Source organism: Ktedonospora formicarum, from assembly GCF_016587355.1.
Classification (GTDB): Bacteria; Chloroflexota; Ktedonobacteria; order Ktedonobacterales; family Ktedonobacteraceae; genus Ktedonobacter; species Ktedonobacter formicarum.
In genome coordinates, this window is sequence record NZ_BNJF01000001.1 from 423150 (window position 1) to 448388 (window position 25239).

The following is a 25239-nucleotide window of genomic DNA, read 5'->3' on the forward strand; positions in this document are numbered from 1 at the left end:
CGAAAGCCTTCAGGCAGTGTCCAGGCCTGTCCTCACCTCTCTCTGCGTCACTGGTAACGGTGGGGTGGAAAGCGAGGGGGAATGCCGAAGGGAGCCTCAAACCACAAGAGGCAACCGGGCTAGAGGAAAACCGGACGGGAGAACGCAAGTGAATCTCTGATGAGGCTGCGTTATGTGAGGTCATCGAAAGTGGTTGAAACGATGATGATGGGAATATTGGGAAGCCGTGCTGTCAATCGGCTTTGAGGACACCCACTCCCCGCAGTATAGGAGACACCCACCCCGGTTGCATCTCAATCGCGCAGAACGTGAAAACCCCAATAAGGTCTCAAAAGACCAGCAATCTCTTGAGTAAGCTGACCGTAAGGGAAGCCGAATGCCTTAGTGGGAACAGGAAGGATCAAGAAGCGAAGGCTGCTCGCCGAAAGACAACAGAAATCCATAACTGGGCAGATAGGGCCGACAACGGAGATACCCACGCTGAAAGGCGGCTGACGTGATCCTGGTACACCACCCAAAGAACGATGTGAAGGAACTCATCAAGGGAAAAGTTAGATGCAAGCACACACACGCTTAGCAAACGGAACCGAGACGCAGACCGAATGGAACGCCATTGACTGGCGCAAAGCCAATCGGACTGTTCGTAACCTGAGACAGCGTATCTTTCGGGCAACACAAGAAGGGAACTTGAAAAAGGTCCACTCGCTCCAAAAACTCATGTTGAAAAGCTACTCCAATCGACTCGTGAGCGTCCGACGAGTCACGCAGATGAACGCTGGGAGAAAAACGCCTGGAATGGATAAACTGGTCATCAAAACACCAGAAGCCCGTGGAAAAATGGTCGATATGCTCGCGCAGTACTCCTGTTGGAAAGCGAAGCCAACACGGCGGGTTTACATCCCAAAGGCAAATAACACATCTAGGCCATTAGGGATACCGGTGGTGATGGATCGCTGCCTTCAGGCAATGATCAAAAACGCCCTTGAACCAGCTTGGGAAGCCAAGTTTGAGGGCGCGAACTACGGATTTCGCCCAGGTCGAAGCTGTCACGATGCTCTTGAAAAGATCTACGGACTGGCCCGACCCAATAAAACCAAGAAGTGGATACTTGATGCCGACATAAAAGGTGCATTTGACGCAATCTCCCACGAATATCTCCTGAAAACCATTGGCCCGGTTCCTGGAAAGGAACTGATAAAGCAATGGCTGAAAGCAGGATATATCGAAGAAGAGGTCTTCCATGCAACGGAGCAAGGTACACCTCAAGGCGGTGTTGTTTCCCCCCTGCTTCTTAACGTCGCGCTTCATGGGATGGAAGCAGCCCTCGGCATCAAGTACAACTGTCGCGGAGAGCTCATTGGGAAACGAGCAGTAGTAAGATACGCCGATGACTTCGTCTGTTTCTGTGAAACCAGGGAAGATGCCAAGCGTGCGCAAAGCATTCTGACGGACTGGCTGAAGGAACGTGGCTTGACTCTCTCCGAAGAGAAGACACGAATTGTTCACCTGACCGAAGGATTTGACTTCCTTGGCTTCAACGTTCGCCTGTATCCAACGCCGCATACCTCACGAACGGGATGGAAACTCCTCATCAAACCGAGTAAAGGATCAGTTCAACAGGTGCGAAAGAAACTCAAAAATCTCTGGGAAAAAGCCCAGGGGACCAACGTCCAGGCGGTCGTAGGAAAACTCAATCCTGTGATCCGAGGCTGGGCGAACTACTTTCGCATTGCTGTAGCAAAAGAAACCTTCAGTAGCCTGGACCGATGGATGTACCAGAAAGAGGACCACTACATCAGGCACGCCCATCCCCGGAAAACTCAGAGTTGGCGACACCAACGGTATTGGGGCCAACTACATCTGGAAAGAAAGGACTCGTGGGTGTTTGGAGACAAACAAACAGGAGCCTATCTGCTCAAATTCAGCTGGTTCCCGATTGAACGCCATACGCTGGTCAAAGGAACAGCTTCACCGGACGATCCCAGCCTCAAGAGCTACTGGATGGAACGGCAGGCCGCGAAAGCCAAAGACCTGACATTTTCCAAACAGAAACTCGCGAAGAGGCAGCAGGGTCAATGCCCGCAGTGCGGTGAATCCCTTTTCAATGAGGAAGAACTTCAGGTTCACCATCTCCAAGCCCGTGCCCAGGGTGGAAAGAATAGCTACAGTAATCTTGTTCTGGTTCACCTCCTCTGCCATCAGCACATTCATGCTGCATCAAAACGAGCGGTAAGCGACTGCCAGGAGTTCAACAATCAAGGATTACTGGCAGAAGAGCGAAAACCTGATCAATGCTCAAAACACAAAGAGTAAAAGGAGTCGTGTTGTTCGTGATGTGCTTGAGCCGTGTGCGTTGAGAGGCGCAAGCACGGTTCTGAGGGGGCGGGAGAGCTGTGAGGCTTTTCCGGCTACCCGACAATTCTGTATGAGCCGATTCTCCCGACTGCATCTCTCCTGGTGGCACTTGCCCTTGAAAGCTCGCGAAAAGCCAGCCCAAACAGTAAAATGTCCTTCTGACGGAACCAATCTAGAGCATTGTTCTCAGGAGGACGCACATGAAGAAACGGCAATGGAACGTGCGACGTTGTGTGGTGAGAGATGTCAATGCTCAGTCGCGATGGGATCACAGTTACCAGTCTCTTGTCCAATGGAGTGCAACGGCTCTTTCGGAGCAACCGAACGAACCTTTCTCTCAGGAGATACAAGATGAGAGTCGCCATGTATGCCCGAGTCTCCACCCAGCGCCAAGCACTTACCCAGACCATCGATCAACAACTCGATCGGCTCCAAGAGTACAGTCAAAGGCAGGGATGGATCTGGGATGAGGTCTCCATTTTTCGCGATGATGGCTACAATGGAGCAAGCCTGCGTCGCCCCGGACTCGATCGCTTGCGAGAGCAAGTGAGGCAATTCGCCTTTGATCGGATTGTCCTGACAGAGCCTTCCCGACTCGCACGCAAGTATGTGCATCAGATGCTCCTGCTGGAAGAGTTTGAGCATGGGGGATGTCAGGTGGAGTTTGTGGATCATCCCATGAGTCAGAATCCTCATGATCAGCTTCTGTTGCAGATTCGCGGAGCCGTCGCCGAGTATGAACGTAGCCTGATTACCGAGCGGATGCGGCGTGGACGGTGGCAGAAATACCAGGCAGGTGGCTTGCTGCCCTGGACCCATCCTCCCTATGGTTATCGGGTTGATCCAACCCATCCACGTGATCCCGCTTGCGTCTGGGTGGAACCTGATGAAGCGGCGGTGATTGCCGAAATGGTGAATTGGTATCTCCATGAGGACCTGAGCTTAAGAGGGATCACCAAACGTCTCATTGCGCTGCGCATTCCTCCTCCCAGGGGTCACTGGCGCTGGAATCAGTCCACCGTGCGCGGCATTCTCACCAATCCGGTCTACGCAGGGACCGTGTTTCTTGGCCGCTATCAGCGTACGCCAGCCAAGCATCGGCAATCGCCATTGGCTCCCATTGGTCGTGGTTTTTGGGGACATCCTCTTGCCGATTCCTCTGAGTGGGTCGCGGTGGCTCAGGTGCCTGTCATTGTGAGACAAGAGCACGTTGAGCAAGTGCAAGCCCGCCTGGCTCACAACCAGCAATTTGCCCGTCGCAACAACACAGCTCACGAGTATCTCTTACGTGCGCTGGTAAGTTGTGGCACGTGCCACCTGGCTTGTATTGGTCGGTCTTCCCATCCAGGCTACGCGTACTCCATCTGCCGGGGCAAGAGCCATACGGTGGCTTCTTGCCGTGAGGAGAAGTGTCCTTCCCGTTTCATTCCTGCACCCCAATTGGATGAGTTGGTGTGGCAGGATCTCTGTGAAGTGCTTACCCATCCTGAGAGTATTGCTCAGGCACTTCAACGCGCTCAGGGAGGATGCTGGCTTCCACAGGAATTGCAAGCTCGGCGCGAGCGCCTCCGCCAAGCACGGGTGAGCTTGCAACACCAGATGGAGCGCTTGACCGATGCTTATCTCGCTGATGTGCTCCACTTAGAGGAGTACAAACATCGCTATCAGGAGCGAGAAGAACGGTTACAAGGGATTGCTGAGCAGGTTCGCCAGCTTGAAGCACATGTGGGACATCACGATGCGTTGGCTGCTCAGGTCCAGTCCATTGAGGCATTTTGCCAGCGCGTGCAGCTTGGCTTGGCAGAAGCCACCTTTGAACAGAAGCGGCAACTGATTGAGCTGTTGATAGACCGCGTTGTGGTGACGGATGGAGAGGTCGAGATCCGCTATGTGATCCCCACCTCTCCATCTTCTGAACAGCTTCATTTTTGTTATTTGCGATTGGGCTATTTCGACGATCCAACGGCAGCGATACCATGCAACCCGCTCCCAGGCTTGCTCGTCGGCATGTATGGGCATTGAGGTGAGCAAGATCCACTCCAGAGGCTCCACGCTTTCAGGTGGCTCTGGTTCCCAGACACGGACCACCCACAAGGGCAGAGGGTCCTTGCTCCCACGTGGATCATTGCAGGGGGGCAGAATACTGACTTGTCCAAAGCTGATCTGAAGCGTCGTTTCTCGACCTGCTCTCCCATGAGAGGCTGGGACCGCAAAGGGACGCTGATCCTGATTGGGCCAGGCACGAACCCGATCCAAAAGATGACCAAGCTCTTCCTCTTGGGCCTCGACTCGGCGATTGTGAGCCGCTCTCACCACAAAGTGCGTCTGAGTCGAGACGCAAGCCCGAAAGAAAGGAAACATATCCGCTCCTCGATCCCCACATGCACCAACAGGCCATCAGGAGCCGAGGGGCCAACGTGCTCGATCATCTGCATCCACACATCCGTTTCGCGCTGCTCTCGATGCCGCCTCTGATACCGTTGCTCGTTCTTTGGGGCTGGGAGACGAACAAACGGCTTTTGGGCCAGGCATCCGAGAACGGCTCTGGTCTCCGGTTGTACCGCCAGTACTGTTTGCAGATGGAAACCACGCCCTTTGGCATTGCCAATTTGCCCAATGCCAGCCATCTTGCCTCGGTGGGAGAGATCAATCTCGGTTGTATCCTGCACAGCAAGGACAACTCTCTCTGCTTGCATGCGTTCTCGGGTCTGCTGCTGATGAGGCTGCACGAGCGCTTCGAAGGTGACGTCGGGTTCATGAAGCCAGCGATACAAGGATGCGCACCCCTTTCCAATTCTGTTGTTGTTTGGGCAACGAGGCCGAGGCATCACGTGCAATGGCACACGCCGCCTGGACCGCTCGCCTCGTCCGCCGCATATCTCGCAACTGCACTTGCCCAAATGTTTGTTCTGCCCATGCTTCCGGGTTCAATACTGTCTGGATGTTCATTTCCCCATTGTAGCAAATTGTAAAATGTGGGTAAAAGACAGGGCATTGATACCAGGGATGAAGCACCACATCCGCTCTCATGCACGAATGAAACAGAGCCGTATTCTACAATAGAACTTGTGTTCTTCTCTTCGTTCTGGTAGAATAGATAGATCAGCGCGATTCATCAATGGGAATGGAGAAAAGGAGACGACATGCCTGGACCACGCCAGAGACAGCAGAAACCAACACCACCCAAGGAGAAGCGGCCGGCAACGCCGACCTTTCTGCTCGAACTGCCCCTCGTCGTCAACCCAGAACAAGCCACTCGCCTCCGCGCTCACCTGGAAGCCGCTCGCCGCCTCTACAATACCATCCTCTCCCAGGGACAGAAATGCTTGCGCCGCATGCGCACTGATGCTGCCTGGCAAGCGACTCGTGATCTTCCTCACACGCAGAAGGCCCAACAAGCAGCAGGCTTCCGCGCCTTGTACACGCAATATGGGTTCACCGAGGTGGTATTGCATCAAGCGGTCAAAGGTTTGCGCCTGGGATGGATCGCTGAACACATTGATACCGTACTGGCCCAAACCCTGGCGAACCGGTGCGTCGCTTTGGCGGCAGGTGTTGAGCGCACCAAATGGTGCTGGAACTGATGGAATGTTTCATGCGTACCCCGCTTACCACGACCTCCGAAAGGTGGGCCTGTAATGGGTTCCGCAGCCTGCTGACACAAAGAAGTAAAAGCAGGACCGACGGAGGGATAAGCAGGAAGAGAATTCCCGCAAAACCCACCCTGCCTGGGAGGAAGGGAAACAGACTTACGATGCTTCACAAGAAACCGAAAACGAGGGTGTGTTGATGCTACCCTCTACAGTCATGGGGAACCACCATTAGAACCAGTTCTTCATCCTGAAGATGAAGAACTGGAAGCGTGGGACGAACCTCTGGAACCCCGCTACTTTAGCACGGGGGCTTCACCAGAGCAACTTACATGCAAAAGCCACTCCCCAGGTATAATAAGATAATATGGTTGGTTGAAATAAGTAGGAGCAAAATACATATGGGTGAGTACACATCTCAAATGTCAGACAACGATGAGAGGGCGATTCGCACTCTCTATCATGATATGCTACATGGCTGGAACCAGCATGATGCCACTGCTTTTGCTGCTCCCTTCTCGGAAGAGAGCACAGTAATTGGCTTCGATGGAAGCGAGATGAATGGACAACAGGAGATTGCCTCAACGCTTAAGCAAATCTTTGCCAATCACGTCACCGCTCCCTATATCACGAAAGTTAAGGATGTACGCCTGCTGAGTTCCGATGTAGGGATACTTCGCGCTATCGTCGGTATGGTGCCACCCGGGCAGTCGGATCTCAACCCAGCCGTTAACGCGCACCAAACTCTCGTGGCAACCAAGTACGATGGCGCGTGGTATATCACGCTCTTGCAGAATACTCCGGCTCAGTTCCACGGCAGACCAGAGCTCGTCCAGCAAATGACACAGGAGCTACACGCGGTACTTGAGGCAGATCGCCAGGAGCGTAAAGCTGTCACAGAATAATTTGTCGAGAATGCATTCACAGTCTGACAACCATCCCATCACCATTGTTCAAACCCTAGAGCGGTACACATAAGTTTTGAACCAAAGAGTGGGTTGGATACATGAGAGCCTATTCAGCAGACCTGAGAGAACGAGTGGTACGTACCGTCGAGGAAGGTCGCCCACGCGAAGAAATGGAGGAAAAAATCCCCCCAAACCGAGGCGTTATTCCCTGCACATGATCGTGCGAGTAAAGGCGCGACGAGACGCTCGATCTGAGAAAAGCAGACCTGACAAAGGGAACAGATGCAACAAACAAGCAGCGAAGGACGCCTCCTGGGCGAACAATCCTCCTGGCGAGTATTTCCTTAGGGCGTAAACCGTTTCCAATGGCCCTCGGAGACCACTTCAACTGCTCCGTCGAGCACTTTAATGGCGGTTTGATCGTCAATCGCGTAGGCTGACACCAGCATGCCGGCGGCCCATCTTTCTGCGTCGGCCATGGTGTTTTCCGGCAGATCCTCGTGATCCAGGTGCGGGAATATCGAGAAATCAACGATGCCCAGCGTTCTATCGCCTCCGGTGGGAGGCTCCCAGTGGACGAAGTCCTCCCCGATGTTGGGGGTCATCACCATGCTTCCGGCGCTCAGCCCCACATAGACCGTCTCGCGCCCAAGCTCCGGCAGGAGGTCAGCCAGTCCGGATTGCCGCATCCAGTAGCACAGATACAGGGGATCGCCACCATTCACCAGCAGGACGTCAGTCTCTCGGACCATGGGGACCCAGAGCTCTTCATCGATGCTGGGCAACGCGGTGAGCTCCAGCACGCCCAAGGACTTCCATCCCAATTCGCACATTGGGGTTCTGGGTTCTCGTCCGCTGATGAACCGCCATGCGTGGCTGGCACCGCCGCGCTGGGCGTAGTTCGCAGTGGGGATGCAGAGGGCGCTGGACTCGGCAATCGGTTTGCCCAGTAGGCCGACCAGCGCGTTATGGATGCTCGTGTTTGTGATGCCAGCCGAGGTGAGAAGCAATTTCATGATACCTCTCCTTGACAATTTCATGGGAGCCTAAAAGCTTCTCCAGTTCCTCTCTTTGAGGCTGAAGCAGAACGACCCCAGAACGTCACAACTGCGTTTCTCATAGCGCTGAGTCGTCTGCTCTCGCTATCAGTCTTGTGCACAAATGCAAGGAGGATCTCTTGTTTATCTTTGATCGTCAGAAACGCAATGATATCAACCAACTCGTGGAGGATGACACAATCACCCGCGGCATGTCCCGCCGCGAGGTTTTTCAGAAAGCCATGGCGGCTGGCCTGAGTGTCAGTGCCGCATCGGCGTTGCTGACTGCCTGTGGCGGCGTTCCCGCTGGCAATGGTGTAACGAGCAACTCTCCCAGTAAGATGAGCTCGTCTTCCCCTCTCCAAGGTCCCGGCTCCGTCTCCGGAGCGCCGAACCTGCTGGCAGAGTTCGCCCACACGTTCACCAGCCGCTACATCGACACTAGCAAACTGCGCCTACACGCGGTCATAGGAGGCGATGGTCCGCCGCTGCTGCTAGTGCATGGCAGGCGCCAGGCGTGGTACGCCTGGCGCCTGCTGATGCCAACGCTGGCTCGGGACTTCAAGGTTATCGCGGTTGACCAGCGCGGGATAGGGCTGTCAGACAAACCCGCGAGCGGGTACGACACTGGTACTCTCGCCGGTGACCTGGTAGCGCTGATGAACGCGCTCGGGCACCAGCGGTTTGCCATGTACGGGACTGACACCGGCATGCCGATCGCCTATGCCCTGGCTGCCGATCACCAGAACCGGCTCGATCGCCTGGTCGTCTCAGAGGCCCCCCTCCCGGGTGTGTCTCCCTCACCCGCCTTTGTTCCTTCCCCCCGCAGCTCAACGCCCGGCTCTGGCTTCTCGCCTTCAACCAGCTCCCCAAGGTGAACGAACAGCTCGTCAGGGGACGGGAGGACATCTTCTTCGGCGCAGAGTTCGCCGAGGCGGCTGGGAAGAAGAAGCTGCCCAACGACACCGTCGGGTACTACATCGACATCCTTGCCTCCAACTCCGAAGCGCTGCGCGGCAGCTTCGAGTTCTACCGTGCGCTCAACACCACAATTGCGCAGAACGAACAGCGCAAGACCCGGCGGCTGACTCTTCCAGTCCTGGCGATCGGCGGCGCGGAAAGCGGTGGTGAAGGCGTTGGGAACACAATGAAGCTCGCAGCAGACAACGTGCAGACCCTGGTCATTCCTGACTGCGGCCACTGGCAGGCTCCCAAGGAACTGCTGGCCGCTCTGGCCGCGTTCCTGGCCCCCTACCGTGGCTGACTACTCATTCGCGATCGCATCGTCTGCTGAAGGCGTGGCAGACGATGAAGACCGCCAAGCATCTACTCAATGAAGTCTGGTCTCTTGACTCGGCTCCGATAAGGTGCAACACCGATCGAAGGAAATGATCTTGTGTCCTGGTTGTGGGACATATCCGGCTGGCTCTGGTGGATCCTACTGCTCTGTACAGTGATCCTTAACCTGGCTCTCAAAGCTTGGGACGACGGGATCGAAGGGGGGAGAGAGGTGATACTCACTCCCTTTCTGTGGGTCATACGCATTCTTGCAAGCATCGGATTGCTTGCGATACTGTTCATCGTCCCTCTCCTCGGCGGAGCCGTCGGCAGGCTTGTCAGCAGGCCAAAGCGGTAAAACCACGGCCGAGTATACCTGGGGCCTTATCGCGAAGAGGCGACGCCGTATGGCGTCGTCCCTTCGCTCTCATCTTTTCTGAATGTTGTGTGAAACGTCGCTTCTCCATCAAGAATCTGTATCATTTGGTTACTTTTGATGAACGTTTTTTCGTACATGTATTCCTGACACAAAAATGCTTTTCCCCCTAAGAAGCCTGGGTTTATATCCAAGCGTGAGTATATTCATCTTTCAGTCAAGTGGCAGACGATTCTGATGGTCGCACGCCGTCTTACCTCCCACTCTGGCATGCTTCATATGCAGGTTGTTCCTCCCTCAAATAGCAACTCGCCCTTAATAAAAAGATGCATACGACAACGATTTTCTTCCTTGCTTTCTTTCAATACCCAACAGCGAAGCTCGCATGTCTCCCCTCAGCCTCAGAAACCTATGGAGGAGGCACTCACAAAAACCTCCTAAATTTCTACGATGTTCTTTCGCAGACGACTAGCAAGAAGGGGCCACCTGACACCGATGTGAACGAGCGTCATTCAACAGTGCAAAAAGACTATACGAATAGCAATCACACGAAAGAGCAAAGAGAACTCCTCTTAAAAACAGCTATTCATGCAGGTTCAAGCAAGCTCTTGTGTAAAGAGAGAAAAGGCGACTAACATAAGAGTTTGAGACAGGCTTGCAGCCTTACTAGGCGCTCCAGGCCCGCTGACAAAGCGTACACGGCGCAGAAGATCTCCACTGTCCCAATCGCTTGCCACTCCCATTGGACGCCCACCAGTTTGTCGTAAATTGCCAGTCCGGCTTGCCATAATGCCTTGAATGGCCCCGCTTGCTCCCATTGTTGAAAGCGATCGTGAATGGTGGAACTGGCTCCCAGTTCCCGTGGCAAGGCCCTCCATTGGATGTCGGTACGCAAAACGTAGACGTTTGCCTCGAAGGTTTGGCGATCAGGCAGACACGGACGGCCTCCTTTGGTATATGAGGGGGTTGGAGGAATGAAGTGAGCAACGTGCTCCCACAATGCATCGCTGACTTCCCATGGGCGCGTCCTTGCCATCTGCCTCTCCTTGATTCGTTTTTGCCTGGTATTCTATCACATGGTTTTCGGATAAGCTCTTAGGAAAGAAGTTGACCGTAGATATAGAGGATTGACTGCGAGCATACAAAGACTTTGCCGTCAGCAACGACCGGGCGAGTGAACTTCTGGTAACTATCCAGGCCAGCGCGAGCAACATTCTGCTCACTGTTGTACAGTTCTCTGTTCAAGTTGGTGGCATCATAGGCACGCAGGATTGCGGAATCTTGAAGGTTAGGCTGGAGCGCCCAGAGAATCCCTGTGCCGGCTTTGTCTCCGTCGCTGGAGACAGCAATACCCGCTCCTGGATAACCGTACGTGAGCGAAGTGTGCATCACTGGGGTTAGATTGAGTTGACCATTGGTCAGTTCAAAGGCTTTGATCGTGTCTCCCTGTCCAGTGTCTACATTGGCTCCGGAAACATAAATATACTGCTTTCCACTGGGCGTGCTCCAATACACGGGTGTCATGAAGAGGCCTGGAAGCAATGAGATCTGGCTCTCCTGCACAATCCGATCAACATTGGTCTGCTGCTCCTGCGGAGAGGCGCCCGCTCTTGCTGACACCCAGCATAAGATGCCGATGCGGACCCGTCTGATCTGGTAACAGAAGGTTGCCACTGGAACCCAGGTCATAGTCCCATTCCATCAAATAATGTTGATTAAATGGAGTAAAATAACGAATAACGTAATCTGGTTGAGGATTCCCCATATTACTGTTTCATGAAATAATTTTCTATACAGATAGATGTTGATACCAGCTATAACTACATGTCAACGCTCCCTGATCTTAGGAGCACCCAACCCTCTTAAACTGACCTCTTGAAAGAAGCGACCAAGCAATTCACGGCGGTTGTGGACTCCCAGCTTCTCATAAATATGCGTACAGTGTGACTCCACGGTATGTTCGCTGATGACCAGAACGGCGGCAATCTGCTGGTTGCTGTGGCCGCGCAACAACAGTTCACACACCTGCCTCTCGGCCCGACTGAGCGGAAAGGTCGCTGGCACCATAAGTTCGAAGTGCGTGTGTTGAGGCACCAGTGTGACTGCAAGCGCGCCGTCTTCGCTAGCCACAGCCGCCTCGATTCGCAGTAAGCCCGTGGACGTCTGGACCTGGACTGTATGAGGCAGAAATTCCTGAGTATGGGAAGACAGGCTCGCCACGGCAGTGGACACCGCCGTAGGCAGATGCGTCCCCTTGAGCCGCTCATTGACCCGCAGTCGCTCCATCCAGGTCAGCGCTGCGGGGGTTGCCATCAGCATCTTCTTGGTCGGCGAAAGGATGAGGACGCCAGTTATCTCTGGACCTGCGAGATCGAGAGAGATATTCGCGCGTTCGCGATCAAATGCCGAGCGCAACGCTCTGCCGATGAGTGGAGCAACCAGGTGCATAAACGCCAGATCGGTCGGCTGAAAGGTTGGATAGGATTCTAACCGATGCATCTCCAGGGCTGCAATATAGCACCCATCCACGGCGAAGAACGCGCGCAAGATCCCCCCAGCCGGCGAGTCAATCTCGTGATAACAGCGAGCGAACTCACGTGCGGACAAGGGGTGAAAAAAATCTGGCGACAAGCCCAAGGAGGTCTCAATCCGATCATGGAGGACCACAACTCTAAGTCCTGCCTGCATCAGGCCGGGAAAGGTGGTCCCCCACGTGGGTTCTTTCACCAGATAAATCTGCTCGATCCAACGCAAAAAAACACTCGCATCTCGCTCGTCCAAGGTGAGCAGTCTGTTGAACAACCGACTCGCAGGATCAACACCTAGCAGCATCTGGATATCGTACGGGATCGCTCGGCGCAAGGCTTCCATGAGCAGCGTTCCCAGTTGTTCGGGAAGCAAGCTTCGACTCGCCAAGTGTCGGAGTTGACCGAGCGCCTCGTGTTGCACACGTGAGAGCCGTGGCATGGTCCCTCCTTGGGGGATTGTGCGCAAAAAAATCATGGATTTCCGGGATGTGAGTAGGGAAGTTCTCACTGTATATTACTGCAAGAGCCTGCCTGTCGTAAAGAGAGGTCAAAAGACTGCGAACGAAAGGGAGAATGACCTATGATGAATGACACGTACAACCGAAGCGCAGATGAGCAAGCGTTGCACGAGCTTTTTCAACAGTTCGTGGACGGGTGGAATCAGGGGAATGGGCAAGCCCTCGCAGCCCCATTCACAGACGATGCCGATTATATTGTCTGGAACGGAATCAACTTCAAGGGGCGCCAGGCCATTGCCGCTGGGCACCAGCAGATCTTTGAGACCTTCTATCGAGGCAGCCGCTTGGAGGGGACAATCAAGAGTATCCGATTCTTGCGTGACGACATTGCCCTGCTTCATCTGCATGGCAGACCACGGTTTCCTGGTCAGACGCTTCCTGCCCCAGAAAATTATGGCATCCAGACCCTGATTGCCATCAAACAAGCTGACGGGTGGCATTTCACCGCGTTCCAAAATACCTTGATTCAACAGGAGAGATCATAAGGCCCATCCCAATAACTCGGAGTGGAATTTGTTCGTCTGCTCCCATGTGAGTCTGCGGCACCAGAGTATAAATTTTGGAAAGAAGCTGAGGAATTGTCTAAAGTCGAGATAAAGAAACTCAATGATAAGCGTTGATATAGCGAGTGATGCAACAGCCATCATGTTATATAAAAAACACTTTACTGTGATTCAGGAAAGGAGTACACCAAATGGCTCTGCAACAAGAAGCGCCCACTTCGCAGTGGAATGTGCAACAAAGTCCCTGGCGCGGCGAGATCAGGCTTCTCCTGGGCTCTGCTATGATCATCTTCCTTCTCACCGTGGGCATTGGTATCTTCAACGGCCAGCGCATTGTGCAACTCGATCATAACACCTTGCTCACTCATGTCCACGCCGGTACGCTTGGCTGGATCACACTCAGCGTGTTCGCGATCAGTCTTTTTCTCTTCGGCGAGGGGGCTGGCCCTGGAAGATCTTATGTCCGCTGGCTTTGCATCTTTACTGCGATCACCACCACGCTGTATGTGCTGGCCTTTTGGAGCAGCAGTGTGCCGGGGTTTGGGAGTGGCAGCTATATTGCCCGCGCGGTCCTGGGTGTGCTTATGCTGCTGGTCATCCTGCTCTATCTTGGTTGGGTGGTTGCCAAAACTAGGAAAGTACATCTGGGTGTAGCGCAACTGGCCGTGTTGGGATCGCTGGTGACGCTATTGCTGGCGGGGCTGATTGGGGTGCTGCTCCAGTTTGTGTTTGCTCTAGGTAATGCCTTCATCTTGCCAGGAAACAGCATCCCTGCACACGCTTCAACAATGACTGCTGGGTATCTTGTGCTCATTGGTATGGGTCTCTCTGAATGGAGTCTGATGCCGCAGTGTGAGCGGATCTCTCGCTGGGGACTAGCCCAAATCACACTCTTTTTCCTGGCTGGGCTGGCCATTGGCACAAGTTTCCTTTTCACTGTTATGCCGCTGCAGATGGTCAACTTGCTTTTCTCCATCGTTGGTGTGCTGATTTACATCGTACGTTTTACCCCTGCACTCGTGCGCCTCAACTGGCCTGGTCGCAACAGCGAGCGTTTCTTTGCCATGAGCCTACTCTTCGTTGTTTTCAACGTTGGCCTGACCGTCTACCTGGTAGCCAATCTCATCGCAGGCGCTATCCACGATCCCGCTACTGATACGCCAGGGCTACTCCTTGCTCTCGATCACTCGATCTTTGTCGGCGTTATGACCAATGCCATTTTTGGCCTTCTTCACGCGACGACGCAGGAACGCCGCCAACTATGGCCCTGGACTGAGGATATCCTCTTCTGGGGAATGAACATCAGCCTGGTCGGTTTCCTCTTTGCTTTGATCTCTGAGATGCGTTATCTGGAGAGGATCTTCACACCGATTATGGGTCTGAGCATTTTGCTCGGCCTGCTCCTCTTCGCTCTGCGCATGCGTGGCTCTTCGGCTGGAGCACAAGCTAAAGAGAAAGAAGTGCCTGCTATCTAACCTATCACGCAGACCCGCTGCAAAACAGTCGGGTCTGCGTGGAATAGTCGTCTCGTATCTGATGCGCAAAAGAGGAATCAACAGGTGTGAGATGATTCCGCAACAGGAGGCAGAGATTGCGGCTGCGATTTCCTTAGAAAAGGCATTATGGGGTATAATTCGTTTTAATTTCCTTGGACAGAGAATGACAAAGTGGATCACGAGCGAATGGCCCAGATGAGAGAAACGTTCGTCCAAATAACGATGATACAGTCTGACCTTGCTTGAACGCAAGAGAATACACAAGAAGGTATAGATGTTGAGCCTGCTCGCAAGCTCTCTGCCAGCGAACTCCGACAACGGGAGTGTAACTACTTTGGCTACGAACTGCTAGGGTCGCTTTCTCAGCCGGTTGCTTGACCTCCTTCCCTTTCTCAACCAGATGGTCCTGGTGTTGGGAAGTGGCATGATCAAGATGCAGCCCGGTACCATTCCTCAAAGACCTGCTCGATCTGAGCGATATGGCGTTTCTGATGAAGTGCCAGAAAATAGAGCCACTGGTACATATCCATCTTGCCAAGATTCTGCACGGACATCCGCACCTGATAGAGGGAACCCTCGCCCTTTCCAAGTGCAGCAAGAATGCTCAGACACTCCTGGTACTGCGCATGAAGGCGTGTGCGAACGTCTTCGAGGGAAGCTCCCGTTGGCTCCATGTGCTCTGGCCTGATCCAAGGGAAAGCATCCGGATGTCCAATCGGGGTCAGGCGATCCAGATCGCTCTCTCCATCATGGATGGACTCTCCGCGCTGTGCTCGGCGCAACGCTTTCTCTCGTCCTTGACGAATAATGAGGAGCAGATAATGGTTCGTCAGTGTCACATGCTCAAGAATAGCTTGGATCGACCAGCCGCCATCTTGTGGATGATAACAGCGACTCTCCTCTGATTGTTCAAACCATTTCTCCAACTCGACGAGAGCTTCCGACAACGCCTGTTGAACCACCTGGATCGTCTTTTCGTACGGCATCGTTCTTTCCCCTCTCCTCTTTCTTCACATCAATAGGCTTCCTGAGAAATGCTCTTGTTCTTCCACCTTCGCATCCTGTGCTTCCGTTGGTGAGAGCAGCCAGGAGCGCTCTGTTCTTCCTGTCACTGAAGCTGTTTTAACAGTCTAGCAGGATACTGAGCTGTTGTCTATCTGTTGATTCCTCTCTATATAAGAGCTTTTCTGAACCTGCACTAAGTACAATCATGCAACATTTTGGGCATGGTCCACCCTCAATGCACACCCGCATTACCAAGAAAATTATTTGATTGTACTTAGGAATAAGGAACAGAGGCAAATGATGAGACAAAGCAAAAGGATACTCCTTGAGAGAGACGCGTTGGATTACATACATGAAGCAAAGAGAAGAGTGAGCAACGGTTTGCGTATGTCCATACACAATATAAACGAACCGTATCGAAAAACATGAACAAATGCTAATATGTATTTCTCATACACTGCAAAGAACGCTTGAGTCGTTCAGAAGAAGCCCATAGAGAATGAAAGGAAGCGTCAATGATGCAGAGATCATGCGATATCCCCCAGGAACTTATCGAGAACTTGCGAGCCGCGAACAAGATTGCCATCCTGACTGGCGCTGGCATGTCGGCTGAGAGTGGTATCCCAACCTTTCGCGATGCCTTAACAGGTCTCTGGAGCCAATACAATCCAGAGGACTTGGCGACCCCTCAGGCATTTGAGCACCACCCACGTCTGGTCTGGGAGTGGTATAGCTCTCGGCGCTCATTGGTCAGGCAGGTCTCTCCCAATCAGGGGCATCAGGCACTGGCAGCCATGGAACGAGTCGTTCCTACTGTGACCGTGATTACGCAAAATGTAGATGGACTCCACCAAAAGGCAGGCAGCAGCCGTGTGCTTGAGCTCCATGGCAACATTCATCGTGTGAAATGCTCCCAAGAAGGAACCATTGTAGGAACGTGGGAGGAGACCGGAACGCTTCCGCCGCGCTGCCCCCATTGTCAGGCACTCTTGAGACCCGATGCCGTGTGGTTTGGTGAGCCATTACCTCAAGAGCCATTACTGGAGGCTGCAGAAGCGGTAGCAGCCTGTGATGTGTTCTTCTCCATTGGCACTTCAGGGCAGGTCTATCCAGCAGCCTCATTCGTCCACTTTGCGCGACGGTCCCATGCGGAGGTGGTGATTATGAATACCGATGAAAAAGCACAAGATTTCCCAGATTTCCATCGACTGAATGGACCTGCTGGCCAGATCTTGCCCGAACTGCTCCAGACGGTATGGCCTCAAATGTAAGAGAAACAAAACTCCACGCTGTCTGGCGGTATCCGCCAGACAGCAAAAAAGTTCCAACCGGTCGAGGAACTGAACAAACGAGCGCTCACTATCTATGAAATGGTCGGAGGCCCAACTATTCAATGCTCAATCAGCCTTTATTTGGTTTAGCAATACTTTACTACCAAGAGGGGTCTTGTACAGGGACTTTATGGCGATGAAGACTTTGCTGCCGCCAAGGAAGAGCCACTCATTCCCGCCTTAAAAGACTGTCTCTTATGTAGGATTGGTCGGGTCAGCTACGGGTTTACGCCAACCGAAGAACGCCCAGAGGTTGAGGCCCCAGAGAATAGCACTTACCAGAGATGAGATAAAGGTAACTCTAGTGTAGAAATCCACCATCTGCTGTACTCCCCAATGATTCTCAGCGCTGATAAGCGGGGCAGCAATGATGATTGCTCCATTAACCAGCAGTTGGAGAATAAAGCAAATTAAGGTAAGCAGTACGAGGAGCGAGAGGCGTGGATGCTTATCCCATTTCACAAGCGCGATGATAATGCCTATGAACCATATCAGATAGAGGGGGGATTGTTGCAGGATTTGGTTTAAGAACAGTGGCGATGTGAGAATATCCATACATTGATCCTCATTTTGTCCTAAGAGTTGGTTTGAAAAGGGGCGACCAGTCAGGTGAGATAGACTTGAGAGATGAAAGCCAACCAAATCTATCCCACAGATCTGACGGATGCCCAATGGCATTGTATCAAAGACTTAGTTCCATCGGCTAAACTGGAAGGGCTGTCTAGCTAGAGATCATGAGCAAACGTGTTATCGTCCCATCCAGTTTGCATTTAGTGGCTTCGTGAGTTGGCTAGTAAGTGAGCCTATGCTGAGTGGAATCGGAATTACAGGTTCATCTGCCAGTGCGATCAGTGCGACGTTGGATTTTTCGTTGCGCAACCTCATCACCCTTCCTATCTATACTGTGAGCCTGGTGAGCGCTTTTCGCCCGGTCGTACTTGGAGCACCTCTGAGCCAGGAGACAGCATGACCAAATCAGCTATCCAGGCTCATGTTGCGTTTTCAATTGCTTGTCCTCGATCATTGATGGCTACCTTTTCAACCGGGGCATCCATGCCATCTATACTGGGGAGCTACCTCAGAGGTTTTACAGGACCTGGGGATTGCCTACTGTTATGCACCCCAGAAAAGACCTTTTTGCTGCATCAGGGCCAGATATATCCTTTTCCGGTGAGCCTGTCCTCGCTTCTGACGAATCGTTTGCTCACGTTTGGTGACAAATTCGAATTTGCACGTCTCCTGAGCACGCTTCCACACCTCAAAACCAAAGAAGTGGCTCATATGAGTGTGCAGGAGTAGCTGGAACGAACGGTGAAACGTTCCCAGGTTCGTCGGCTCTTGGCTTCGACAGCACGCGTCTTTGTCTATAGATCTGCGCTCGATCTGGTCAGCGCAGAAGTTTTTGTCGCCAAACTGCAACGCTCACTCAAACATCCGGTTCACTATGTAGAGGGTGGATGGCAGACGCTTGTAGAGGGGTTGCGTCGCCGCGCTGAAGGATCTGGAGTACACATTATAAAGATTGAACGACCTCGGCCTTTCTTTCAAGCCGAGTGCTAACACTGGCAATCTCAAAAGGACGCGATTGCAGTCTCTTTTCTACGACACATACAATAGTCTTATATGAATGTTTTTTCTCTCAGCTTTCAGAGCAATTGAGTATTTCTAAAAGGAGCTCTGAGGTGGATAAAAGCTTGCATCATGTCACACAGCGCAAACTTGAACAGGGTGGGATGCCTGAAGAGAAGCCTATTCCTCACTTTCGCCCTTTAGAGGGAGCACACAAGCAACTCAGCCGAGTAGAAGCCATCTGGGAGTCTTTCCCGGACAGCCTCATTGCGTGTGATCACAACCAGAAGATTGTACGGATCAATACCGCTGCTCGTAAGCTCTTTGAAGTACCTTCCGAAGCCCAATGTCAAGGGAAAGACTCCCAGCAGTTTCTCGAACACTACATTCACTCTGATGAGCAATCACCATTCATTTCCTCGGGGCAATGGCTGATGAACCTCGTTCTTACTGGGAAGGCAGGAACCAACTCGCCAGAACAGACGCTTCTGCTGGATCTACCTTCCGGGCGCAAGATCTTTGTCACTGTCCGCTCCTTTCCCGTGGTTGATCAAGAGAGCAGTACGGAAGAAATCGTCTTTGTCTTCCATGAGCTTACCTCTTATTACCAGGAAGTCTCCCACCTCCAATGTGTCCACGAGTCGATGTTGGATCTGCTCACCGCAGTCGCGCAGATTCCTGAGCAGATGGATTACACCTTGCCAGAAGAAACCTTCCTCCTCTCGCCTCCGGTGCTTTTCGTGGCCCAGCAAGTGGTGAATGTCATCCGGAATGTCCTCAATTGTCATGATGTGAAAATGCTCGCCCTTGGTCAGCGAACGGGGCATCTGCATTTTGTCGCGGGAACTGGCTTTACCGCTGAACAAGAACAACTCTGGCGAGACATTGGAGGACGCTTCCATCCCTTAGCAGCAGTTGACGACACGGTATTGGCCCACCTCCTCGCCAACCAAGAGGTGGTGCTAACGACGGATCAGTTGCGCACGATTGACTATCTCGGCCAACAACTGCCTTTTCCAGCATACCCCCACTCCATGTCTCTCGGCTCCGAGACTTTCCTGCTTGTTCCTCTATTTCTAAAGCAGCAGTGGGTGGGGGTGCTGATGACCGGCAAAGCAGGTTCTGGGGAGACGTACACACCAGAGGAGATTGCGCTCATGAAAGTCGTCACCGCACAGACCATGCTGCTCATTGAGGGGATCCACTGTTTTCACGCGCAAGAAGAGAAACAGAAAAAAGTACTTGCCCAACGCGAAGTGAGTCGCCTGGCGGGTGAATTTCTAACTCTGGCGACCCATGAACTGCGCACTCCACTGACAGGGATCATGGGCAATCTGCAATTAGCCCAGCGCCGATTAGAGACCTTAAAAAAGCAACTCGCGCCTCCCTCCGCTCAGATACGCAAACCCATTGCGCATGTTCAGCGCCCCTTAGCAGCAGCCTCGCAGAGTGCCCAGCTTCAGCAGCGTATCATCAATGATTTAATCGATGATGCACGTATCCAGACCCATACGCTCACGTTGTCCTTGAACCCTGAGGATCTGCTCACATTACTGAAAGAGGTAGTGACCAAGCAGCAACGATCTGCACCAGAGCACCCCATCGTGTTAGATGTTCCTTCTCCAGAACAAAGAGTGCCCATCATCGCCGATGCTGGGCGGATTAAGCACGTCCTCATCACCTATGTGACGAATGCGCTCACCTATTCTTCCCCAGGACAGCCTGTAGTGGTACAGCTACGAATCGCGGAGGCGCTCGCCCGTGTCTCAGTTCATAATGAGGGGTCGGGCATTGCGAGAGAAGAGCTCGATCATATCTGGGAACGCTTCTATCGCGCCAAAGGGAGTGCCGTCCAGCATGAACTGGATCTGAGCTTCGGATTGACCCTCTATTTGTGCCGGGTGTTCATTGAACGGCATGAGGGGAGCATTGGGGTGGAGAGCGCACCTGGTCAGGGATCCACGTTCTGGTTTACCTTGCCTTTAATCTCCTCTCTGGAGGGTGACATAAGCCCTCCTGCCATGTAGCTCAATCTTAGTGAACACTGCTATAGAATGTAGAAAAAAACCTCTCACAACAAAGTATTGGCAGGTTGGGACTGCAAGCTCTGTGGGCCTAACCTACAAATAATTCCACAGAGCCATCTCATTTGATGTTGTTACGCTCAGATATTCTTGCATGGGGGCAATCTCTGAGCCAATTTAGTCTAAACTCCAATTAATAAGGAGGGATAAACAAACGTCACGAATACACATGTAGTTTCTCCTGGCTGAAGAATCTCGCGGTCTTGCAGCGTAAAAATAGCATGATATTCGGAATTCTCGAGATACAAACGTGGGCCATCAAAATCAGCTTCAATGGGAAGCCCTCTTGTACGCCCACCTTTTCCAGGAGAAAACTCAACCCTACAAATCTCGCTGCTGTGATTAGCAGAGGTCAACAGTGGATACACACACTGGCGTTGACTTTGGGCAAAAGGGGTTGATTGAGCATCAAACATAGAGAGTCATCTCTCTTCACTTGCACGAAGGCACGAGGGAAGACGTGCCGACCTTCGCTGTGAGGGGCTGTACCCAAATCTATTTTTCGGTGGAGGGTCTATAGTGAGAGATGGAGAATGCTCTGGAGCTTTTGATGACTCGTTCTCTCAAACTCCAGTGTTACCAGACGTACAACGAGTGTCGCTCTCTCCAAAATGAGGAGTCTTCAGCTCATCGTAGGGAAAGAGAGAGATGAGGCTGATGACCAGCATGAGCAGGTGCATACACGCTGGCTGATTGGCTGTGATGGTCCCCATAGCACGCTGCTCGGGCTGAATTTCGAGGGATGGACATTCGAGCAGTCCTTCGCGCTTACCGATGTCCACATGGATTGCTATCTGCCTATTTCCCAGGCATCCTTCTTTTGGCAGGAAGGGGATTTCATCGCGTGCTTCCCCTGCCACAGGAACAATACCGTCTTCTGATTGGATATCGGCCACAAACCGGGCCAGAGGGTGACGTAACACTGGAGGAACTCCAACACGCTCTTGCGAAGTGCGGTTGGAACGAGGTTCACGTGAATGACATTGTCTGGTCTTCCCGTTTCCATGTCAATCAGCGGAAAGTACGTCACTATTGCCAAGGGCCCATCTTTCTGGTGGGGGATGCCTGCCATATTCATTCGCCCATCGGCCCTCAAGGCATGAACACGGGCATTCAAGATGCCTTCAACCTGGCATGGAAACTGGCGCTGGTCAGTCGAGGGGAGGCGCATCCTCGTATCCTCGAGAGCTATGAGGTTGAGCGCGAGCGATTTGGACGCCAACTCCTGCGAGGGACGGACCTCTTTTCGCATCTGGCACTGCTGCAAGGGCGTTCTCCTCACGATTGCGTAACAGCATCATCACGTTGGTAGCGAGCCTCAAACCAATGGGGAAGTGGATCGCGACGCGCATCGCGCAGAACGATGTATCTTATCACGGCAGCTCTATCGTCCGTGAATATCCTGCAGAGCACCACCTGGAGATCCCTGGGATGCGGCGAGGTTTCCTGCTTGCGTGTCACGTTGGCGAGCGAGCGCCAGATGTCCAGATTCTTCTCGGCGAGACCCCAACACGGACCCATACACTGTGCCTGGGGACGCATCATGTGCTGTTCTTCTTCGCCCATCGCAAGCACCCCGAACGCAGTCTGCATGCCTGGCAGGAACTAGATGTCTGGCTCAAAGGCACATACAACGATCTCGTAGAAGCCTGGCTCATTCTTCCGCACCGGACAGAGGAAGCTGAGCATCTGGGGACACGCCTCATCTGCGACGAAAACGCAGTGCTCGGGCGCGCGTACAGCATCTCCGAGGATGGGCTGGTGCTGGTCCGACCGGATGGTTATGTTGGTTTCCTCGGTCGTCCGTTCTCACTTGAGCAGGTCAGGGCCTATCTCGCCAGCATCTTTGTGGGCATGATTTAACCTTTGATTTGACGCTTTCCTAAGAAGTCTATCGCTCTGAAGCTGCTAGCCGTGCTTCAGAGTAATACGTTCACTGCATCAAATAGAATAAATTGCGTTACTGTATATTTTCGCGCGTATCTTGGGGGTACCTCGTCTTGACACCCAACGAAAGCGCGCCTACAATGAAGAACAGATGAACAAATATTGTGAAAGTGAGAAATGATGGGGATTGATGAGAAAGAGCGCGAACAGGCCATCCTGGACGTGACCGCTGAATTGTTGCTTCGGCATGGGTATAACAAATTAACAATGAGCGATGTGGCCGATGCTGTCGGCTTAAACCGCAGACTGGTCTATCTCTTGTTTCCATCAAAGGACGCATTGATCAAGGCCCTTCTGCTTCGGGAATTGAACATCTATGCGGAAGTCTGGAACCGCTATCTCGATAATGATCCTCTCGGGGGCACGGTTGCCAGCGTCTATCGGGGTTTGCTCGCAGCCCTCAAGCAGTTACCATTGATGGCTGCGATGTATACACGAGATGAGCAAACATTTGGCAAATATCTCTCCAGGCCAAGTAGCTTCTTCGTCTCTTGGCCACCTGATCCTGGTCCGACACGGGAATATCTCCAGGCCATGCAAGAGATCGGAGTCGTTCGTCAGGACATGAACGCAAGTGCCATGGCTTTCATCCTGGATGCGCTGACTCCTTCCATCCTTGCTGCTCTCTCTTCTCGCAGATCAGCCTCCCCCAATGACTCCAACAGGCCGAATCAGCCATCTTTTGATGAGTTAGTGGAAACAGTCGCTGAACTCTGCGAGTCCTTGCTTACACCGGAAGCGGGGGCGAACCTCGAAGCTGGGAAAGCGATGATGCGCCGGAAAATTGAAGAGGTGCAGGCACAGTTTCCAGAAAGGAGCACCAATGACAACTGAGAAGATCCATTTTACCAAAGAAAAAGAAACGATGCTCATGACCTTGAGTGGTCGAGCTCTCCAGAGCCAATGGAAAGATCCTATCTTGCGTGATCCCTGGGCTGAAGAAGCGATGCGGCATATCGACTACGACATGAGCAAGACCCTCAAGGGAGTGAGCTCGTGGAGCATATGGAACAAAATCGGACCTACCATCATCGCCACGCGCGCCGCGACCTTTGATCTGCTCACGAACCGCTATCTGGCGGATCACCCGAATGCGACCGTGCTCCAGGTGGGCTGCGGCATGGATAGCCGTGTATTCCGAATCGATCCACCGGCTTCTGTCCAGTGGTTCGATGTGGATTACCCCGATGTGATTGACCTGCGCCGCCAACTGTTCCCCGAACGGAACTCCTATCACCTGGTCGGTGCACCGCTCTCGGATTTGCGCTGGTTAGACGAGGTTCCACGGGACCGTCCCGGGCTGCTTCTAGCCGAGGGGGTGCTGCACTACCTGAGCGGAACAGAAGTGAAAGCGCTTCTGGGTGCGGTGGTCGCTCATTTCCCCAGAGGTCAGATGATCTTCGATATCTGCAATCCGTTCATTGTGAAACGAGCGGGCTCGAACGTCGGGGGCACGGGTGCAACCTACAAATGGGGCCTTGATGATCCTCAGGACATCAAGCAGCTTGAGCCAAAGTTGGAGCTGATCAAGGAATTCAGACCAAGCGAACTGGTCGCGTTTTCCCGCTTCCCGCTTTGGGTACGTGCGCTTTTCCGCGCCCAGGAGGTCAGCACCACGCTGCGGAGGATGGAACGCCTCATCGTTTACCATTATGAGAATGCAAGCTCGGATCACGATCCTGAGCCGGGTGAAATTAAAAAATGTATGACAAAAGCATCTTGGATGCGGCGTGGGGCCGGTTCATCACGTTGTCTGCCTGCAAAGCGGCAGAGGCTGGCTGTACATCGGTGAAGATGACGCCCCAGCAGACAAGTCAGGTGTGTAGTGGCTGTGGGGTCCTGGTGCCCAAAGATCTCTCGGAGCGATGGCACTCCTGCTCAAGTTGTGGTGCAGAGCTCGACCGAGATGAGAACGCCGCATGCAACCTGCAGCATCGCTATGTGGAGCAAGGACCACTGCTCACGAGCATTGTGGGGCGCTTTCCGCCCCACAATGCTCGGCTACCTCTTCGCAGACAACCGAGCGCTGTCGCGCACCCCCGCCTTTAGGCGTGAGGTACTTCACTTAGCTCTTCCTTCTGACGAAAGAAATACTTTGCTCGTCAGTCATCACCCTTCTTTTCTGGTTGCGACGGTGCTTGAAGTCCCAAGGTCAAAAAAGAGGCTTCGGTAGCATCGTGCAAGACGCGGGTCAGTAGCCGCAGTTCGTCGGCGTTATAGCGCTGCAAGAAACGCAGGAAACCTCGCTCCATCTGCTCATCAAAGGCGCAATGCACTTCAAAGAGCTCTTTGCCGAGGGGAGTGAGACGGAAGAAGATCTCTTTTTTGTTATTTGGCAGGGATTCTTGGGTAATCAGATCTTTAGCGACCAACCTCCGGGTAATTTTCGAGACGGTGCCCTTTGGAATGTGAAACTGTTCAGAAATAGTAATACCGTTCGCGGGCTCCAATCGTCCTATTGCATTAAGCACGCGCAAGGCCGTGGTGGTCGATTCGCGTAGCAGATCGACAATGAGTGGATTGCTGGCGTGCTGAGCAAACCACTGCCAGGACGACTCATTTTCATCTGAATCGAAACGCTTCGTGACCAGACCCAGCAAGGCAAGAATGCGTGCGGAAAGCTCGGTGATCTCGTTGTGGTCGTCCAGTTGATTATTGTCAGCTTCAGGCACAGTTCTCTTCCTCCAGGTCTGCGCGTCTTCTTTGGTTCCTCA

Annotated in this window: 26 protein-coding genes and 4 pseudogenes; 19 read left to right on the forward strand and 11 right to left on the reverse strand. The window is 53.0% G+C overall.

All coding sequences use genetic code 11. From position 1 onward, the window contains the following. Positions 1–555 precede the first annotated feature (555 nt). Both ltrA and K3T82_RS01890 read left to right on the forward strand, forming a co-directional pair. On the forward strand, positions 556–2313 hold the full coding sequence (ltrA, locus tag K3T82_RS01885) for a group II intron reverse transcriptase/maturase (protein ID WP_220191807.1): 1758 nt from the start codon (positions 556–558) through the stop codon (positions 2311–2313). Between the two features lie 393 nt (positions 2314–2706). Next, positions 2707–4377, forward strand: a complete 1671-nt coding sequence (locus tag K3T82_RS01890) for a recombinase family protein (RefSeq protein ID WP_220191808.1) — start codon at positions 2707–2709, stop codon at positions 4375–4377. A 287-nt stretch (positions 4378–4664) separates the two neighbouring features. On the opposite strand, the gene K3T82_RS01895 is transcribed toward K3T82_RS01890, so the two are convergent. Continuing rightward, positions 4665–5129 (reverse strand): hypothetical protein, encoded by a 465-nt coding sequence (locus K3T82_RS01895; RefSeq protein WP_220191809.1) that lies wholly within the window; start codon positions 5127–5129, stop codon positions 4665–4667. Next, a complete protein-coding gene (locus K3T82_RS01900) occupies positions 5110–5304 on the reverse strand; it encodes an IS4/Tn5 family transposase DNA-binding protein (RefSeq protein ID WP_220191810.1) in 195 nt (64 codons plus the stop codon). Before K3T82_RS01900 ends, K3T82_RS01895 begins: the two co-directional genes overlap by 20 nt. 194 nt (positions 5305–5498) lie before the next feature. Between K3T82_RS01900 and K3T82_RS01905 the strand changes: the two are divergent. Next, positions 5499–5888 (forward strand): annotated as a pseudogene (locus tag K3T82_RS01905) (hypothetical protein); the annotation flags it as partial. Between the two features lie 458 nt (positions 5889–6346). Then, positions 6347–6850, forward strand: a complete 504-nt coding sequence (locus K3T82_RS01910; RefSeq protein ID WP_220191811.1) for an SgcJ/EcaC family oxidoreductase — start codon at positions 6347–6349, stop codon at positions 6848–6850. A gap of 443 nt (positions 6851–7293) precedes the next feature. Here the strand turns inward: K3T82_RS01910 and K3T82_RS01915 are convergent. Further along, positions 7294–7893: pseudogene (locus K3T82_RS01915) on the reverse strand (Type 1 glutamine amidotransferase-like domain-containing protein); the annotation flags it as partial. A 113-nt stretch (positions 7894–8006) separates the two neighbouring features. Here K3T82_RS01915 and K3T82_RS01920 point away from each other — a divergent pair. Further along, positions 8007–8768 (forward strand): alpha/beta fold hydrolase, encoded by a 762-nt coding sequence (locus tag K3T82_RS01920; protein WP_220191813.1) that lies wholly within the window; start codon positions 8007–8009, stop codon positions 8766–8768. Beyond that, positions 8765–9154 carry an alpha/beta fold hydrolase gene (locus K3T82_RS01925; protein ID WP_220191814.1) on the forward strand — a complete coding sequence of 130 codons (390 nt, stop codon included), beginning with the start codon at positions 8765–8767 and terminating at the stop codon, positions 9152–9154. Before K3T82_RS01920 ends, K3T82_RS01925 begins: the two co-directional genes overlap by 4 nt. A 174-nt stretch (positions 9155–9328) precedes the next feature. On the opposite strand, the gene K3T82_RS01930 is transcribed toward K3T82_RS01925, so the two are convergent. The 4 genes and pseudogenes from K3T82_RS01930 to K3T82_RS01945 form a co-directional block, all read right to left on the reverse strand. After that, positions 9329–9532, reverse strand: a complete 204-nt coding sequence (locus tag K3T82_RS01930; RefSeq protein ID WP_220191815.1) for a hypothetical protein — start codon at positions 9530–9532, stop codon at positions 9329–9331. 736 nt (positions 9533–10268) lie between these two features. Continuing rightward, positions 10269–10580, reverse strand: a pseudogene (locus K3T82_RS01935) (transposase); the annotation flags it as partial. Between the two features lie 59 nt (positions 10581–10639). Next, positions 10640–11233: a hypothetical protein gene (locus K3T82_RS01940; protein WP_220191816.1), complete on the reverse strand. Its 594-nt coding sequence runs from the start codon at positions 11231–11233 to the stop codon at positions 10640–10642. Positions 11234–11371: 138 nt separating this feature from the next. Next, complete coding sequence (locus K3T82_RS01945; RefSeq protein ID WP_220191817.1) at positions 11372–12511, reverse strand: helix-turn-helix transcriptional regulator; 1140 nt, start codon at positions 12509–12511, stop codon at positions 11372–11374. Between the two features lie 141 nt (positions 12512–12652). Here K3T82_RS01945 and K3T82_RS01950 point away from each other — a divergent pair, with 141 nt between their 5' ends. Both K3T82_RS01950 and K3T82_RS01955 read left to right on the forward strand, forming a co-directional pair. Then, positions 12653–13075 carry an SgcJ/EcaC family oxidoreductase gene (locus K3T82_RS01950; RefSeq protein ID WP_220191818.1) on the forward strand — a complete coding sequence of 141 codons (423 nt, stop codon included), beginning with the start codon at positions 12653–12655 and terminating at the stop codon, positions 13073–13075. A 209-nt stretch (positions 13076–13284) separates the two neighbouring features. After that, positions 13285–14568, forward strand: coding sequence for a hypothetical protein (locus K3T82_RS01955; RefSeq protein WP_220191819.1), 1284 nt, complete (start codon positions 13285–13287; stop codon positions 14566–14568). 449 nt (positions 14569–15017) lie between these two features. Here the strand turns inward: K3T82_RS01955 and K3T82_RS01960 are convergent, their stop codons facing one another. After that, positions 15018–15575 (reverse strand): DinB family protein, encoded by a 558-nt coding sequence (locus K3T82_RS01960; RefSeq protein ID WP_220191820.1) that lies wholly within the window; start codon positions 15573–15575, stop codon positions 15018–15020. 534 nt (positions 15576–16109) lie between these two features. Between K3T82_RS01960 and K3T82_RS01965 the strand changes: the two genes are divergently transcribed. Then, a complete protein-coding gene (locus K3T82_RS01965; RefSeq protein ID WP_220191821.1) occupies positions 16110–16865 on the forward strand; it encodes an SIR2 family NAD-dependent protein deacylase in 756 nt (251 codons plus the stop codon). A gap of 255 nt (positions 16866–17120) precedes the next feature. Here the strand turns inward: K3T82_RS01965 and K3T82_RS01970 are convergent, their stop codons facing one another. Further along, positions 17121–17480: a hypothetical protein gene (locus tag K3T82_RS01970; RefSeq protein WP_220191822.1), complete on the reverse strand. Its 360-nt coding sequence runs from the start codon at positions 17478–17480 to the stop codon at positions 17121–17123. A 72-nt stretch (positions 17481–17552) separates the two neighbouring features. Between K3T82_RS01970 and K3T82_RS01975 the strand changes: the two are divergent. The 4 genes and pseudogenes from K3T82_RS01975 to K3T82_RS01990 form a co-directional block, all read left to right on the forward strand. Beyond that, positions 17553–17642, forward strand: a pseudogene (locus tag K3T82_RS01975) (transposase); the annotation flags it as partial. Positions 17643–17730: 88 nt separating this feature from the next. Continuing rightward, complete coding sequence (locus K3T82_RS01980; protein ID WP_220191823.1) at positions 17731–17895, forward strand: hypothetical protein; 165 nt, start codon at positions 17731–17733, stop codon at positions 17893–17895. A gap of 341 nt (positions 17896–18236) precedes the next feature. Beyond that, positions 18237–18485, forward strand: a complete 249-nt coding sequence (locus tag K3T82_RS01985) for a hypothetical protein (RefSeq protein WP_220191824.1) — start codon at positions 18237–18239, stop codon at positions 18483–18485. 122 nt (positions 18486–18607) lie between these two features. Next, a complete protein-coding gene (locus K3T82_RS01990) occupies positions 18608–20521 on the forward strand; it encodes a sensor histidine kinase (RefSeq protein ID WP_220191825.1) in 1914 nt (637 codons plus the stop codon). 179 nt (positions 20522–20700) lie between these two features. Here the strand turns inward: K3T82_RS01990 and K3T82_RS01995 are convergent, their stop codons facing one another. After that, positions 20701–20994, reverse strand: coding sequence for a hypothetical protein (locus K3T82_RS01995; protein ID WP_220191826.1), 294 nt, complete (start codon positions 20992–20994; stop codon positions 20701–20703). A gap of 195 nt (positions 20995–21189) precedes the next feature. Between K3T82_RS01995 and K3T82_RS48945 the strand changes: the two genes are divergently transcribed. From K3T82_RS48945 to K3T82_RS02025, 6 genes are all read left to right on the forward strand, one after another. Beyond that, positions 21190–21459 carry an FAD-dependent monooxygenase gene (locus tag K3T82_RS48945; protein ID WP_220191827.1) on the forward strand — a complete coding sequence of 90 codons (270 nt, stop codon included), beginning with the start codon at positions 21190–21192 and terminating at the stop codon, positions 21457–21459. Then, positions 21423–21890, forward strand: coding sequence for an FAD-dependent monooxygenase (locus K3T82_RS02005; RefSeq protein WP_220191828.1), 468 nt, complete (start codon positions 21423–21425; stop codon positions 21888–21890). Before K3T82_RS48945 ends, K3T82_RS02005 begins: the two co-directional genes overlap by 37 nt. After that, complete coding sequence (locus tag K3T82_RS02010) at positions 21863–22441, forward strand: aromatic-ring hydroxylase C-terminal domain-containing protein (protein WP_220191829.1); 579 nt, start codon at positions 21863–21865, stop codon at positions 22439–22441. Before K3T82_RS02005 ends, K3T82_RS02010 begins: the two co-directional genes overlap by 28 nt. Before the next feature lie 201 nt (positions 22442–22642). Continuing rightward, positions 22643–23359, forward strand: a complete 717-nt coding sequence (locus tag K3T82_RS02015; protein WP_220191830.1) for a TetR/AcrR family transcriptional regulator — start codon at positions 22643–22645, stop codon at positions 23357–23359. Then, entirely contained in the window at positions 23349–24317 is a 969-nt protein-coding gene (locus tag K3T82_RS02020; protein ID WP_220191831.1) for a class I SAM-dependent methyltransferase, read from the forward strand. The genes K3T82_RS02015 and K3T82_RS02020 overlap by 11 nt, the downstream gene beginning before the upstream one ends. After that, positions 24227–24574, forward strand: coding sequence for a zinc ribbon domain-containing protein (locus tag K3T82_RS02025; RefSeq protein ID WP_307810712.1), 348 nt, complete (start codon positions 24227–24229; stop codon positions 24572–24574). Before K3T82_RS02020 ends, K3T82_RS02025 begins: the two co-directional genes overlap by 91 nt. 53 nt (positions 24575–24627) lie before the next feature. Here the strand turns inward: K3T82_RS02025 and K3T82_RS02030 are convergent, their stop codons facing one another. Further along, positions 24628–25197, reverse strand: a complete 570-nt coding sequence (locus tag K3T82_RS02030; protein ID WP_220191832.1) for a MarR family transcriptional regulator — start codon at positions 25195–25197, stop codon at positions 24628–24630. Between the last annotated feature and the right edge of the window lie 42 nt (positions 25198–25239).